Below are 15,483 nucleotides of genomic sequence, written 5' to 3'. Positions count from 1 at the left end.
AGCAATGTGCGAAGCAGAAGGAGCGCGAACATGAACGCTTCGCAGGCACTCGTTCGTGCGCACGACCACGGCAGCGATGTTGCCAGGATCGATGGGCTGAGGCGGGAGGACGACCGGCTGGATCTTGCCGAAACGGTCAATTTCTTCAGGCGCTGGTACCCTCTCATTCTCGGCATTGCTTTGGTGACCGGACTTGTGGGGCTCGGCGTTTCATTGCTGCTGCCCAAGACCTACCGAGCCGAAGCAACGGTGGTTCTCGACAAGGGAACCGACGCTGTAAACGGAGCGGCTCCGTCACCCGCTGGGCGCGCAGTAGTCAGCAACGAACTGGTCGAAACTCAGGTCGAGATCATCACTTCGAGGGACATGACAATCCGGGTTGCCAAAGCAATCGGGCTTTTCGACGGCAAGAGCCCGACGCAGCAGCAGGAAATTGAAAGCACGTTGCGCCACAACGTTGCGGCCTACCGCAGCGGCGAGAGCTATGCGCTGGAAATCACTTACGATGCGCACGACCCTCAGCAGGCGGCACGGATCGTCAACGAATTCGCCAAACAGTACTCGAATTGGGGCCTGGGCGAAGACCAGCAGCGCAACCGCGAAGCGCGCGCGACGCTCGAACAGCGGCTCGGGTCGCTGCGCGACCAAGCCCAGCAGGACACCGAGGCTCTTCAGCAATATCGCATCCGCAACAACCTGCTGAGTACGTCAGGCACTTCGCTGACCGAGCAGGAGATCTCGAACTACGAACAACAAGTCGCCACGGCCCGCGCATCGGCAGCGGAAGACACCGCGATGCTCAACACTGCGCTGTCGCAATTGAGATCGGGCTCAACCGGAGACGATGTCGGCGCGGCATTGAACTCGCCGGTAATATCTTCGCTTCGCGATCAGGAGTCGTTGGCGGCAGCCGACGTAGCGGACCTCTCCTCGCGATATGGCCCCAACCATCCGCAGTTGATCCGTGCGCGCAGCAAACTGAAGGAAATCCAAACCCAGATTCAGGACGAGATTGGGAGAGTAATCTCCAACCTGCGGGCCAAGCAGGAAGTGTCGCAGCAACGCCTCGCTTCGCTCTCGGGCAGCCTTGGCAACGCCAAGCAGAAGCTGTCGCAAAACAACGCCGCAATGGTTGGCTTGAGCGATCTCGAACGCAAGGCAGCCGCTTCCCAAAGCATCTACGAAACTTATCTCAACAGCTACAAGCAACTGCTTGCATCCGAAGGGACGGAGCAACCTGATGCGAAGGTCGTCACTCAAGCGACCGTGCCGATCGAGCCGATCAGCCCCAACCTGAAGCTGAACCTAGCTCTTGCAATGATAATAGGGTTGGGCCTTGGCTTGATGGCATCATACGTAGCTGAAGCGCTCGATCAGGGAATTCGTCGGTCCGACGAAATCGAGGGCGCATTCGGCGAACGCTTCCTCGGGTCGATCCCCCTGCTCGACAAAAGCGATTCGACGAGCCCGCACGCGATTGCCGAGATCCAGGACAATCCTAAATCGGTATTCGCCGAGTCATTCCGTGCATTATCCGCTGCTCTGACCCAGTTCACGACTAGCAATGACAAGGTAGTGGCGATCACCTCCGCGTTGCCAGGAGAAGGCAAGACGGTGATTTCTTGCTGTCTTGCACATACCTCGGCCAAGCTTGGCTATCGCACGATCCTGATCGATTGTGACCTGCGGCGGCGCGGTATCAGCAAACTGTTAGGCGTGAAGGCGGAACAATCAGGCCTCGTCGAGGTCCTAAGCGGCGCCGCTCCACTCGAGGTCAAGAACATATCGGACGACTACGTATTCTGCATCCTGCCGATCAGCCCGAGCGACGAAGAGCCCGAGGGCTTGCTGACCGGGGAGCCATTCGAACAGCTCATCGCCCAATTGCGCGAACGCTTCGATCGGATCATCCTCGACCTGCCGCCGGTTCTGCCGATCGCAGCAACCCGCAAAATGGCCCAGGTTGCCGATTCCGTGATCTTCGCGGTGAAGTGGCGCAAGACGCCGAAGGCAGCGGCGAAAGCCGCACTGAAGCGGCTGCCGAGCGACCTCGTCAACGTGGTCGGAATCGTCCTCAACAAGATCGACATGCGCCGCCGCGCGCACTTCGGTGAAAACGATCCTGATTACTATTACAGCCAGTACAGCGAGTACTATTCCTGATGGAGGTGAGCCGGATCGCTGCTCCGGCCGTCCTGCGCGCGATCCGGCCCTTCTCCGAGCCGCGGGTGGCGATCGTCCACTATTGGCTGTTGACGATGCGTGGGGGCGAGCGGGTAATCGACCGGATGCTGGGCCTTTATCCCGGCGCCGATCTGTTTTGTCACGTCTACGACCGCGAGCGTATGTCGGCGCGTATTCGCAATGCCAGGGTCTCGACGACCTTCATCGCCCAGCTCCCATTTTCGAAGAGGCTTTACCAATACTACCTTCCTCTGATGCCAATGGCGCTGGAGGAGCTCGACCTCAGCGGCTACGATTTGGTAATCAGCAGCGAGTCCGGGCCGGCCAAAGGCGTGATCACCGACCCGGGCAGCACCCACGTTTGCTATTGTCATTCGCCGATGCGTTACCTGTGGGATCACTACCACGGCTACAAAAGCGCAGCGAACCCCATTGCCCGCCTCGCGATGCCACCGCTTTATCACCGGATGCGCAAGTGGGACGTGACCTCCTCCGCACTGGTCGACGGCTTCGCGGCCAACTCCAAATTCATTCAGCAACGAATCCGCAAGGTCTGGCGGCGCGAAGCTGACGTGATCCATCCGCCGGTCGAAGTCGCGCAGTTCGAACCGACACAAGAAGTCGGCGAGGAATTTCTGTGGGTCGGCCAGATGGTTTCCTACAAGCGCCCCGACATTGCAGTCGATGCATTCAATGCGAACGGCCTGCCCCTTCTGATGGTCGGCACCGGCCCGATGACCAAACGCCTTCGCGCGAAGGCGAAGCCCAACATACGGTTCGTCGAACGAATGGATTTTGCTTCGTTGCGCAGGACATACGCACAGGCGCGGGCCTTCGTTATGACTGCGGAAGAAGACTTCGGCATTACGCCGGTCGAAGCGATGGCTGCGGGTCGCCCGGTAATCGGCTTCGGGCGCGGCGGCATACTCGACAGCGTGGTCGATCAAAGCACGGGGCTGTTCTTCGATCGGCAGGAGCCCGAGACCTTGCAAGCTGCCATCGAGAGGTTCGACGCATTCGAGCATCACTTCGATCCGGCGGATTCGGTCGCCCGGGCACGCCACTTTGCGCCCGAGGTGTTCGACCGCAAGTTCCGCGAATTCGTAGGCGGGATGTTGGGATAGCCGCTCCATGCAACTGACCTTCATCGGCGCGATCGAGATTGCCATAGGACTGGCAATCCTGCTGGCGGGTTCACTGCGCAGCGCCTTCGTAATGCTGGTTATCTCGGGCTTGTTCGGCGGCTCGGCGGCGATCCTGCTGCCTGCGCTCGGCGGTTCCTCGATACCCCCGATGCAGGTCGCCTTACTATTCGTGTTGCTGCGTATGCTCGCACCGTCAGCCGGCTACCTGAATGTGATCCCCGAAGCGATACGGGCCAATCTTTGGCTAGTGGTCTATGTCGTCTATGGTGTCGTTCTGGCCTATCTCGGCCCCCGGATTTTCGCCGGATCCATGCAGGTAGCCCCGTTACAGCCCCTTCCTTCGGCGGACCTGTTTGCCACCACGCTCCTCGGACCCAGCTCACAGAACTTCACTTCGGCGTTCTACCTGTTGGGTACACTGCTGGCCGCATGCAGCTCGTTCGTCTTCAATCGCTATTGCCGCGGCGGAACAGAGACCCTGATCAGCGCGGCAATAGCGGTAGGCTGGCTTCACGTGATACTCGGGCTCGCAGTGCTTGCCGCGCATGGCACCCCGCTCCACGCCTTCTTCGACCTGTTCCGCAACGGCAACTATGCTCAACTCAACCAGTCGTATCAGGGTTTCGTACGGATGCGCGGTCTGATGCCCGAAGCCTCCGCATATGCCGGGTTTGGTTTCACCTGGTTCGTGCTCAATGCCGAGCTGTGGTACCGTTCCATCCGCCCGCAAGCGACCGGGCCAGTGGCGTTAATGCTTGCAACGGCGCTGTTCTTTAGCACATCGTCAACCGCCTACGTCGGACTCGCCGGCTACTTCGTTTGGTTTGTCGGGAGGGCGATCGTGCTGCCGGGCACGGCCAACGCAATTCGGTTGGTGCAGTTCGGCGCGGCGACGCTGGGCATTGCGGTCATGCTTGCAATCCTGTTGCTGTCGATCCCCGCCCTGCCACTGCAATTCCTCGACGTCGTCCGCTCGATGACGGTCGACAAACCAGGCTCGGAATCGGCGCAACAACGGCTGTTCTGGGCGGTACAGGGATGGGATGCATTCAAGGCATCCTACGGTGTCGGGATCGGGCCGGGCAGCTTCCGCTCGTCCAGTTTCCTAACCGCGGTCCTGGGAGCGACGGGTATCGTCGGCACGGTGTCGATGATGCTCTATTTCTTTCGGGTGTTCCAGCCGCTGCGCAGATCCACTTACGGAGGTGTTCGCCTGGCCGAATTGAGCGTCGGCGGCGCCTTTGCCGCTTCCGCACTTCTTATGCAGATCCCCAATTCTGTGTCCGCTCCCAAGCCGGACCCTGGGGTGGCTTTCGCGCTATTTTCAGGCGCTGCAATCGCACTTCGACCGCGCAAGCGGCGCACCGATGACGGCCCACTCGAAGATACGGAAGCGTCGATCGAAGCCCCTCGCCTAACCCATGAGTCGCGGGCGATCCGGACACACTGAACGTCGAACCGTGGCTCGTGCGGAATTTGTCCACGCGGACTAGGACGACAAACCGGCCCTTGCGATATGATCGGCCGCTGGATTCTCGCCCGTCGGATGCGGATCTCGATGCAGCAAGCCCAGCATCTTGAGCAACCTCGCCTGCCAGCCATTCAATGAATAGAACCGGCGAAACAGATCTTCGCGGTCGCGCAAGGTCGAACACTCCGCAAATCGGGCGATTTGTCGTTCGCGCTTGACGCCCATCTCATGCGCGTCCTGCCTTGCCAACCGCCGTGCAAACTTGTCTTCCCAATGCGAGAAATCGATCGCGTCGTAGTGCGCTAGCCACAGCCCCGCCGCGCGGCTTAGGGCGAACGATCCGATCCGTCGTCCCGTGATGACCGTATCGTGGATTCCAATCTGCGGATCCTTCAGGCCTTTGCGTAGTGCCTGCTTGCCACGCGAATGACCGAGCAATCCGCGTGAGTAGTGACTGGCGAGCGGGCCATAAAGTACCCGTGCCAGGACCGGCGCCGCCAGTCGTGCAATTGGTGTGCGAAAGTGCGTTGCACCATACGCCATCGCGATTTCGTCGCCGGGACCGAACACCGCCTCTGCCGTCTCGAACCGGACGCTGGGGGATTCCTCCGGGACCTGCGCAAAAAACCGATCGAGCCGCATGGCACCTGAGACGAACTCGTCGAGATCGACGAACAGGCACCAGTCCGCTTCACATTGGCCATAGGCCATGCGGTAGATCGCCCGCTGGCGTAGTTCCACGCTCTCCGGCTTGTCGCCGGTCAGGTCCCGCCAGAAATCGGCGCAGCATGGACGAAACGTAATACGCGGATCAGCGAAATCATGGCGCTCGTCACGATCGAAATAGATCGAGACCCGGCTAGCCCCTTGCGACAGGTAGTAGCCCGCGAAGCGTTCCATCCGCTCGCGCGGCTCGAGCGCCACCGCAACGACTTCGAAAGTCCCCCTCATCGCTCGCTTGCCGTCATGCTGCGTCCATCGCTCGAGCCGGCAAGGAAGCGGGCCGCGAGTGATCCAGCAAGATGCAGGCCTAGTTGCTCGATTCCTTCCGGTCGGCCGCTCAACCGCCAAACAAGCAGATGAACAAAGGCGTAGACCACAGCCGCAACGGGGACCATCAGAGCGATGATACCTGCGGCACCAAGCGCGCTTTCGGCCGGCGGCAGTACCTCCCGGAAAGCCAGAAACACGACGATCATCGCCGCTACGCTGACGCTGCCGCGCAATGCCTGCGCCAGCTGGTCCCCTATCCCAATGCCGATGGTCCGTTTGACCACCTGCAAACACAGCGTTGCGAGGAACAGGTCCGCTGCGAGCAGAGCGACGGCTGCCCCCTTCCAGCCCAGCCAGACGATGCACCCCACTGTCACCGGAATACGGAAACACAAATCCCACATATTGCGGCTGAAAATGAGTTCGGGTTTCCCATTCGCAAACAGCAAAGACGTCGTAAGGCCAGTATAGAATCCCGGGATGAGCGCCAGTGACACCGCCTGAAACACGATCGTGGTAGACAGCCATTTCGGACCGAGGATCAGCCGCACGATCTCCGGCCCGAGCAATGCCTGCCCGCACGCGACCGGCAAACCGATCGACAAGACCGTGGCAATCGTCTGCCGATAGACCGCCCGCTGGCGTGCCAGGTCCGCATTGGAGCGCGACAACGCCGCCAGCAATGGTCGCAGGAGCGATCCGAAAATGATCTTGCTCGCTGTCCAGGCAAGATCGCGCCCCGTGGTAAACAGGCCCACCGTTGCCTGCGCGGCCAGTTTGCCCAGCACAAAGCGATCGGCCTGCCAATTTATTGCACTCATCGCCTGAGCGCCCATCGACCAACCGAGATAACGATGGAATGCACGCCAGTGGCGCAAACTGAGGCGAGGTCGAGCCGGAGCCAACACGTACGTCGTCGCCATGTATAACAGCGGGCTCGCGATTGTGCCCGCGGCTATCGCCCAATAACTCCCGGTTTCCAGCGCAAGGAGCACAGCAATCGAGAGTGCGGCAGCCTTACCGACAATCTCTGCGGTCGCATCGGGACGGAACCGCAATCGTTTGTACAGCAGCTCCATCTTCGGACTGCGCACGCCGCGCAAAGCAGGTGCAAGCGAGAGCGCACAGATCAGTCCGACGAGCCGCGGATCGCCAAAAAACAAGGATGCCGGATAGGAGACGGCGCACAGAAAGCCCATCAACGCCAGTCCGCGCAGCAGATTGAGCGTGAAGGTCGTATTGAGGTGATGCCGCGTTACCGAAGGCAGCTGCAGGAGCGCGCTGCCGGTCGGCAGGTCGAGCACGGCTTCGGCGATCTGTACGATTGAAAGCGCAATCGCAACCAGCCCGAAATCCGCCGGTGTCAGGTGGCGCGCGAGGATGATCAGTGTGATCATGTCGAAACCGCGCGACAGCATCCGTGCGACCGTGAGCGTCGCGGCACCTGCGGCAACCTGTTTGCGCACCGACCCGCCGCGCGCGATGGGCGTTCCCGTCATTGCCCGATTGCCGCATTCGGAGTTGGAGCGCGCAGCCAGTCCTCGCACCCGTCCGATACATGTCCAAAGTGCCAGATTTCCGGCGCGTCCCCTCCTGCCGCCGCGCGCAATCGCGGCGTACCCGTAGCATTGAACGCAAGATCCCGCGTCGTTTCGGTCAAGCCTTCCCCTGTGGCTTTGAGGAATGCCTCGCTCAACGTCCAATAGCGAAAGAACAGCGCAGTCTGACGGCCTGCGTCGGTTTCGGCATCGAAAGCGCTGAGCGCCACTGGGTGCATCAGATCGGCAATGAGATCGCGCATTTCGGGGATTGGACATACCCGCTCGACATCAACCCCGATTGGCGAACTTGCGAATGCTGCTGCGACGAACCCCCGCGTATGGCTCATGTTGAATTCCAGCTCGGGCTGCCGCGCCGCAAATTCAGGGTCCAGCAATGGCTTGCCTGCCTTGCCTTCACCGCTGAAGCGCAAGTCTTGTGGGGCGCAATCCAGCATAGCAGCCATGTAGCTACGCAGCAGTCCATGTGCGGAAAAAAAGCTCCAACGGTCAGGCGCATGACGAAACCGCGCAATGCGCTCGGCTTCTTCGTCCGATAATGCCGACAGCATTTCCCGCATCGAATCGTCCGGAACCGCAAGCGCCAGCCAAACCTCGCCCTCCGGTGGCAAAATGCCTGTCACTTGCGCCGGATCGCGCAGAATCCGAGTCCGAAACGATTGACCGCTCGTCGCCCGAACGGCCCAAGAAGCGGCATACCCAGCGGGAACCTCACAGATTGTCTGGAACCCGAACCGCTCCGCCGTTCCAGTAGTCTCCACCGTATCCGGCGAATTGTGTCCAACCGGCAGAGCACCGGGGACAAGTGGCAAAGCCGCGCAATGTCGTGTGCCGATGAGCATCTCGGCGCAAGTCTCGCAAACCGCTCGCCAAGCACAATCGGGCATAGGGCGTAACGAGGGCCTACCCACTTGGGTTAGTTGGCCACCGCCCAGCGCGCGATGCCCCCTTCTGATTGGTAATTTCGCCTTACGGTTCGCCGACATAGAGTTCAGTCTTGGGCTGCCATCGGGCTTGCCGCAGATGCAGTGGCGTTAGAGGCGATCACCCGCGCAAGCGCTACAAACAGGATCGGGAGGTAGACGACTCAATCGTGGCTGGGATTTACGGTTCCATATCGAAAGGCGAGCGAGATAGAATGGGGGAACGGTCCGAAAGGAGGCCGACCGCCTCTCGGATGATCGATCAGGCCATCGACGGATACACTGTCGATGCGGTCCCGACGCGCTTCGCTGCTGATCTCGCCGAACCGGCCGCATTGATGGACATCGAGCAATCGATTGCCGAATGTTTCGAGCAGCAAGTCGAGCGCACGCCGCATCGGTTGGCGGTCAGCGACGAACAGCTTTCTCTGACATATGAGGAACTCAATCGGCTCGCAAATCGGCTGGCCCATACGCTGCACTCTGACGCTGCCGGGCGAGTGATCGTCTGCATAGAGAACGGATCCACATGCGTTGCTGCAATCATTGGCGTGCTGAAAGCTGGGCACGCCTATGTCCCAGTCGATCCGGCATTCCCTGAGAGCCGCAACACATACATCGTCGAAGACTCGCAAGCGACGGTGGTGGTCACCAACTCGCGCAACTTGGAGATGGCGGAGAACCTCTCCGCGGGCAACGCGCGCGTGATCAATATCGATACGTTGCCGGCCGGGTCGGATCACAATCCGGAAATCGACATCTCGCCGGACGCGCTGGCCTATATCGTCTACACCTCCGGTTCGACCGGCAAGCCCAAGGGGGTGATGCAGAACCAGCGCAACACGTTGCATGGTTGTATGCGGCGGACCCGGCTGCAGCGGGTCACCGTCGAGGATCGCATGACCCTGTTCTATTCGTGCAGCGTCATGGGATCGGTCTATTGCATTTTCGGCGCGCTGCTGAACGGGGCCGCGCTGTTCCCATATGACTTCCGCGAACGCGGCGTGGATGCACTCGGCGAATGGCTCGCGGATCATCGCATCACTATCTATCACTCGGTCGCTTCGGTGTTCCGGCAGTTCGCTGCCAGTTATCCCCGCGGATCGGCGGCGCTTCGCGTAAGACTTGCTGTCTTCGGCGGCGAGCGCGTGCTGACCTCCGACGTGGAATTGGCTCGCGAAGTCTTTGGGCACCAGGTCGAATTCTATACCGGCCTCGGCTCGACCGAGACAGGTACGATCCGCTACTTCTATATCGGTCCAAAGACCGAGCTGGACGACGCCACAGTCCCGATCGGCTACCCGGTCGAGGGGATGGAGATCGTGCTGCGGGGCGATGATGGCCAGCCCGTCGGCGTTGGCGAGATCGGTGAAATTACCGTGCGCAGCCCGTATCTGGCGCTGGGCTATTGGAACAATGCAGAAGCAACGGCCAAGGTGTTCGAAGCCGCGCCGGACGATTCCCAACTACGCACTTATCGCACAGGCGACATGGGTGAACTGCGGGCCGACGGGCTGTTGCAGCACCGCGGTCGCAAGGATTTCCAGGTCAAGATCCGCGGATTCCGCGTCGAGGTCGGCGAAGTCGAAACCGCCTTGCACGACCATCCTGGTATAAGCGAGGCGGCAGTGGTTGCCCGCGAGATAGGCGATGAGCAACAACTGGTTGCCTATCTGGTGACTGAGGCAGGTGCCGAGAACTTCAGCGTTCGAAGTCTGCGCCAGCGGCTGCAACGCCGCCTTCCGTATTACATGACACCGACGATCTTTGTCAGGCTCGACGCCATGCCGCGGACGCCGAACAACAAGGTCGACCGACTGGCTTTGCCCGCGCCCTTGCCGGGAAATTTGCTGCAGAACGACATTCCGGTGCCTGCGGTCGATGACGTGGAACTCGGCTTGCTGGAAATCGCCAGTGACTTGCTGCGCGCGGGCGACGTCGGAACCAACCATAACTTCTTCGACCTTGGCGGCCATTCTCTATCAGCCACCCGGTTGATCGCCCGCGTACAACACCGCTTTGGCGTTCGGCTTGATATGCGCCAGGTGTTTGAAGCGCCCGATTTCAAAGCGATCGCCGAAATCATCCGCGACGCCGATTCGCGTGTCGCCGGTATCACGCCACGTCTATCGACTGCTCCGCGATTAGATCGCCAGCCCGTGAGTCTGGCGCAGCGCCGGATGTGGCTTGTCGATATGCTGAGCAAAGGCAATTCGGCCTACAATATCAGCAACACCGTGCGCCTCGACGGGTCGCTGGACGTAGCCGCGCTGGAGCGGGCGCTAAGCGAAATCGTCGAGCGCCATGAAGTGCTGCGCACACGCTTCCCGCAGGGCGAACGGGAACCTTGGCAGGAAGTGCTCCCGGCGGCGCCAATGCCGCTGGACGTTATTGATCTTAGCGACCTGCCGACCGATGAGCAGGAGGCACGCTGGCAGGCACGGGCCAAGCAGTTGCTGCAACACCAGCATGATCTGGAGCGCGGGCCCCTGTTCCAGAGCGCCTTGCTGCGCCTGGGGCCGGAAAGCGCGATCCTGGTGTTGGTGTTCAACCACATCGTTTACGACAATATCTGGTCCTCCGGCATCTTCTTCCGTGAACTCGGCGCGCTGTATTCCGCCTTTGCGAGCGGGGAAGCGCAATCTCCCTTGGCACCACTCGCGCACCAGTTTGCCGACTATGCAGTTTGGGAGCGCGAGCGGGCAAGCAACAGCCAACTGGAGTCCCAGATTGCCTACTGGAAGCAGCAACTGGCCAACCTGCCGGAACCGCTGCAGGTACCGGGCGACCATTTGCGCCCGGATATGCCTTCGCTGAAGGGCGGGCAGGTCGCTTTCCAGGTACCCTCCGACCTGGCGAATGCGATTGCGGATTTTGCAAGAGCGGAATCGGCGACGACTTTCATGGCGTTGATGGCTTGCTGGCAAATGTTGTTGCATCGCTATTCGCAGCAGGATGACATCCTCATCGGCACGCCAACCGGGCGACGGTACCTGGCCGAGACGGAGGACATGATTGGCCTCTTCATCAACAATCTTGTCTTGCGGGCGCGTTTCACACCGGGCCTCACCTTCCGGGGGCTGCTGGCGCAAATGCGGCAGGTGACTATCGATGCGTTCAGCAATGACGAGCTTCCCTTTGAAGATCTTGTTGCAGAACTCGAGTTCCCGCGCTCACGCGCCGATGCACCGCTCTTCCAACACCTGTTCATTCATCGCAACAATACCCACAGCCGCTGGGAAATCCCGGGCCTCAGGCTCTCTCGGGTCCCGCTCCATACGGGGGGCTCCAAGTACGACCTCACGCTGTCCATGCTTGAGGAAGGCGAGCGCATGTCGGGGACGCTCGAATACAGCAGCGATCTGTTTGAGCACGCCAGCGCCGAACGGATAGCAGCTCACTATATCGCGTTGATGGGCAGGGCGATCGAAAATCCCGACATACCGGTGGCAATGCTCGACATGCTCGACGCCGCTGAGCGGGAAGCCCTGCTGCATGACTGGAATCCACCCGCCACGCAATTCCCGGAGTTGCATCCGCACCAACTCGTGGAACAACAGGCGGCAGTCACGCCAGATGCACCCGCCGTGATCGGCGAGAACGTTGCGCTAACTTACGCCGCGCTGAATGCTCGCGCCAACCGAATGGCGGCGCGACTTCGCGGAATGGGCGTTGGGCCCGGCGAACTCGTCGCTGTTTGCATGGAGCGTTCCCCCGATCTCGTGGTCGCATTGCTCGCAGTCATGAAAACGGGGGGAGCATACGTCCCGCTGGACCCCACCTTCCCGGTCGATCGCCTTCACTACATGGTGGAAAATTCCCGCGCCAAAGTCTGTATCTCCCAGCCCGGAGTGGTGGATCGGCTTGGACCTGTTGAAGCGGAAACCGTCCTGCTAGAAGCAAACGATCCGCGTCTGGAGGAGGGAGACGCCTCGGATCAGCCGCCGACCGGCAGCCTCGATGATCTTGCCTATGTAATATATACCTCCGGTTCTACCGGCCGACCCAAAGGGGTGCAGGTCGTCCGCCGCGGTCTCGTGAATTTCCTGGAATCGATGCGGCACGAACCCGGCATCGGGCGCAGCGACGTATTGCACAGCCTGACTACGATTTGCTTCGACATCGCTGCGCTCGAGCTCTTCTTGCCGCTCATCTGCGGTGCGCAGGTGGTGATCAAGTCCCAGAAGCTCGCACTCGATCCCGAGTTGTTGCTCGCCAGCATGGAAGAGACAGGCACCACGATCATGCAGGCCACGCCAGTGACCTGGCGCATGTTGCTGGATCAGGGCTGGCGTGGTGATCCGCCGATCAAGGTGCTGTGTGGCGGTGAAGCGATGTCGCTGGAATTGGCAGGCCAGCTTGTTGCTACCGGGTGCGAAGTCTGGAACCTGTATGGACCGACTGAGACCACCATCTGGTCCTCGGTCCGCCGAGTTAGGGCGCAGGAGGACGCCATCAATCTCGGCTATCCGATTGCGAATACATCCTTCCTGATTTGCAGCCCGGATCTGGAGCTGCAGCCCGTCGGTGTTCCGGGTGAGTTGCTCATTGGCGGCGACGGGCTTGCCCGCGGCTACTTCGCTCTGGACGAGATGACCCGCGAGAAGTTCATCGACCATCCTTTCGCGCCGGGAGAACGCCTGTACCGAACCGGCGATCTCGTCGTGCGGCAGGCAAGCGGCGATATCCGCTTCCTCGGTCGCATCGACAACCAGGTCAAACTGCGCGGATTCCGCATAGAGCTGGGTGACATCGAAACCCATCTTGAAGCTCATCCGGCCGTCAAGCAATGCGTGGTGGTGGCGCGGAATGACAAGGGGGGCGAAAAACGTCTTGTGGCCTATCTGCTCGCCAGCACGGGCGAGACGATTGACGTCGATGCGCTTCGTTCGTTCGCGCGCGAACGTATGCCAGATTACATGATTCCATCGTCCTACATGGGGCTGGAAACACTTCCTCTCACGCCAAATGGCAAAGTGGACCGGAAGGCGTTGCCTGATCCGACATATCTTCCCGACCTGGAAGCGGTGGGCAGCGATTACGTGGCGCCAGGGAATGAGACCGAGAAGATCTTGGCACATATGTGGATGGAGATTCTCGCAATCGACAAGGTCAGCATAACCGACTCCTTTCAGGATCTCGGTGGCACCTCACTGTCCGCAGCAAGTCTAATGGTGCGGATAAGGGCGCAGTTTGGATACTCATTCTCGCCGGATGTCCTCCTACAGGCACCGACAATCCAGCGCATTGCGGAAGCCATCAACCAGCACTTCACCCCTGTGAACACAGTCTTCGTACCTCTTAGAAGGGGCGCGCCAGGATCACCCGTCTTGCTTCTGGTTGCCGGCGCTGGCGGGCACGTTTTCTCGTTCCTGAATTTTGCTCGGGCTCTGCCTTTCGAAGCGACTGTTTACGGCCTCAAGCCGTTCGGAGTGGACGATATCGACGAACTGCCGACGACCTTCGAGGCTATCGCCGCGAAGTATGTTGCCGAGCTTGAGAATATTTGCCCTGAGGGTCCTGTCATCGCCAGCGGCTATTCTATGGGCGCGCGCGTCGCCTTCGAAATTGCCCGACAGCTTGAGAGCCTGAACAAGCCCTTGCTCGGGTTCATATCGATGGACATGCCGGCCCCGGGCTTTCCCCCGAAGCAGAAGCTCGCATCGAAGTTCCTAGACCGGCTGCGGGTCATTCGTTCCAAGAGCTGGCGCGATATTTTGACCCGCGGTTTTGCCGCCGCAAAGAAAGCTGTGCGCTCCGGCGATCGGCTTTTCGCGGGGGAACTGAAATTCGCAATGTCCAATTGGGACATTATTCCGGACCATGGAATGGAGGAAGTATTTCCTCGATTGTGGGAAGCAAATCGAATTTACCGGCCCCAATATCGGCTGCGCGCTCCGCTTATTTTTGTCAGGCGCCCGTTGCCCACTAAAGCCACCTACGGTGACGGGATGGAGATTGTTGAACGAGGGTGGGGCGAGTTTTCCGAAGGCGATGTCGATGTCCGCATCATGATGGCCGGCCACCTCGAAATGTTTCTGGGCGAAAAGGCAAAGGCATTGGCAAGGATTGTCGGCGATGCACTTGGGCTTGGCGAGGAGCAAGGACATGAACGGCAGGAGTTTGCCCCTCAGGCGCGAGTTCTGACGCCGACGGCTGCCAACCGATAGTTGCCGGTAAGCTGTTTTGATCGATCACGTCGTGAGCAAATCGTTGAGCAAGAAATTACCGCTTCTCGCCGTGAGTGCAGCCCTGGCTGTTGCGGCAGCGGCGTGCCTCGTCGCCTTCAAACCGGTCATCCACAAGATAGAGAAAACAAGCAGGCAGCGTTCGCTCGCTTCGCGCATGGTGGCAGGCGTATTTACCGATCCTGTCTCAGGCAACGTAATGCCTTGGCGGTTGTATGTCCCGCCCGGCGCCGGTGGAAGCCCAAAGCGCTTGCCGATAATTCTGGTTCTCCATGGCGGTCCTGGCCGTGGCGACGACAATCTCGGCCAGCTCGATGAAAGCGTGCAATATCTGCTCTCCGACACTTTGCAGGGGATTGAGCCGGTCATGGTCCTCGCCCCACAGGCGGGCATCCGCACTCACTGGGTGAACTATCCCAGCTTCGACCCACCCTTCACCAATTTCGACCAACGCGTGATCCCTGAAAGCGAGAATATCAAGACAGCGATCGACTTGCTGCGAGATGTCTCCCGCAAATATCACGCCGACCCGTCGCGTATCTACCTGACTGGGATGTCGATGGGCGGAGAGGGGAGCTGGGACGCCCTAACATATTACCCGCATCTGTTCGCTGCGGCCTTGATCCTGAATGGAGCGGGTGACCCGCGCGCGATGGACAGGGTCAGGAAGCTGCCAATTCGTTTCTTTCACGGAAGCGCCGACACCACTACGCCCGTCGCCAACAGCCGTGAATTGGCAGCAAGCTTGCGCAAGGTTGGCGCGCTTGCGCGCTACAAGGAATTGCGCGGGGCGGGGCACGACATCAGGGCTCAGGTTTATACGCGCGAGAATTTTGAGTGGCTACTTCAGCAGAGGAGATCGGCTGGACCGGGTCTCTCCATTCACCGGGGTCCCAACATATCCAGTGGGCCACCTTCATAAAGCAAGTCACGCAGACGGATTCGGAAATCTGCGCTCAGTTCGAAAACTGATTGGAGAAATAATAATATAATTCCACACGATAAGAATGTTAAGATCAA

8 protein-coding genes are annotated in these 15,483 nt (G+C 60.1%); 5 read left to right on the top strand and 3 right to left on the bottom strand.

Annotated elements, in window-relative coordinates; genetic code table 11:
• Nucleotides 1–30 precede the first annotated feature (30 nt).
• Genes CJO11_RS09480 through CJO11_RS09470 form a run of 3 tightly spaced genes read left to right on the top strand, consistent with a single transcriptional unit; the run spans nt 31 to nt 4,779 of the window.
• Nucleotides 31–2,163: a GumC family protein gene (locus CJO11_RS09480; RefSeq protein WP_095012496.1), complete on the top strand. Its 2,133-nt coding sequence runs from the start codon at nt 31–33 to the stop codon at nt 2,161–2,163.
• A gap of 5 nt (nt 2,164–2,168) precedes the next feature.
• Complete coding sequence (locus tag CJO11_RS09475) at nt 2,169–3,308, top strand: glycosyltransferase (protein WP_240504413.1); 1,140 nt, start codon at nt 2,169–2,171, stop codon at nt 3,306–3,308.
• A gap of 7 nt (nt 3,309–3,315) precedes the next feature.
• Nucleotides 3,316–4,779 carry a glycoside hydrolase gene (locus tag CJO11_RS09470; protein ID WP_095012494.1) on the top strand — a complete coding sequence of 488 codons (1,464 nt, stop codon included), beginning with the start codon at nt 3,316–3,318 and terminating at the stop codon, nt 4,777–4,779.
• Between the two features lie 39 nt (nt 4,780–4,818).
• Here the strand turns inward: CJO11_RS09470 and CJO11_RS09465 are convergent, their stop codons facing one another.
• From CJO11_RS09465 to CJO11_RS09455, 3 genes are read right to left on the bottom strand one after another with little or no spacing between them, the layout of a single operon-like run.
• Nucleotides 4,819–5,751 carry a glycosyltransferase family 2 protein gene (locus tag CJO11_RS09465; RefSeq protein WP_095012493.1) on the bottom strand — a complete coding sequence of 311 codons (933 nt, stop codon included), beginning with the start codon at nt 5,749–5,751 and terminating at the stop codon, nt 4,819–4,821.
• Nucleotides 5,748–7,292, bottom strand: a complete 1,545-nt coding sequence (locus CJO11_RS09460) for a lipopolysaccharide biosynthesis protein (RefSeq protein ID WP_095012492.1) — start codon at nt 7,290–7,292, stop codon at nt 5,748–5,750. The genes CJO11_RS09465 and CJO11_RS09460 overlap by 4 nt, the downstream gene beginning before the upstream one ends.
• A complete protein-coding gene (locus CJO11_RS09455; RefSeq protein ID WP_169829172.1) occupies nt 7,289–8,194 on the bottom strand; it encodes a 4'-phosphopantetheinyl transferase family protein in 906 nt (301 codons plus the stop codon). The genes CJO11_RS09460 and CJO11_RS09455 overlap by 4 nt, the downstream gene beginning before the upstream one ends.
• Nucleotides 8,195–8,529: 335 nt before the next feature.
• Between CJO11_RS09455 and CJO11_RS09450 the strand changes: the two genes are divergently transcribed.
• Together CJO11_RS09450 and CJO11_RS09445 are read left to right on the top strand one after the other, a co-directional pair.
• Nucleotides 8,530–14,445, top strand: coding sequence for a non-ribosomal peptide synthetase (locus CJO11_RS09450; RefSeq protein WP_169829171.1), 5,916 nt, complete (start codon nt 8,530–8,532; stop codon nt 14,443–14,445).
• Nucleotides 14,446–14,461: 16 nt separating this feature from the next.
• Complete coding sequence (locus tag CJO11_RS09445; RefSeq protein ID WP_095012489.1) at nt 14,462–15,385, top strand: carboxylesterase family protein; 924 nt, start codon at nt 14,462–14,464, stop codon at nt 15,383–15,385.
• The last annotated feature ends 98 nt before the right edge of the window (nt 15,386–15,483 follow it).

The organism is Tsuneonella mangrovi (assembly GCF_002269345.1).
GTDB lineage: Bacteria > Pseudomonadota > Alphaproteobacteria > Sphingomonadales > Sphingomonadaceae > Tsuneonella > Tsuneonella mangrovi.
This window is presented reverse-complemented; position numbering and strand designations above follow the sequence as displayed.

Excerpts from the sequence above, each read along its gene's own strand:
- CJO11_RS09480 (WP_095012496.1), top strand. The coding sequence starts at position 31 with ATGAACGCTTCGCAGGCACTCGTTCGTGCGCACGACCACGGCAGCGAT.
- CJO11_RS09470 (WP_095012494.1), top strand. The coding sequence starts at position 3,316 with ATGCAACTGACCTTCATCGGCGCGATCGAGATTGCCATAGGACTGGCA.
- CJO11_RS09465 (WP_095012493.1), bottom strand. The coding sequence starts at position 5,751 with ATGAGGGGGACTTTCGAAGTCGTTGCGGTGGCGCTCGAGCCGCGCGAG.
- CJO11_RS09460 (WP_095012492.1), bottom strand. The coding sequence starts at position 7,292 with ATGACGGGAACGCCCATCGCGCGCGGCGGGTCGGTGCGCAAACAGGTT.
- CJO11_RS09455 (WP_169829172.1), bottom strand. The coding sequence starts at position 8,194 with ATGCTCATCGGCACACGACATTGCGCGGCTTTGCCACTTGTCCCCGGT.
- CJO11_RS09450 (WP_169829171.1), top strand. The coding sequence starts at position 8,530 with ATGATCGATCAGGCCATCGACGGATACACTGTCGATGCGGTCCCGACG.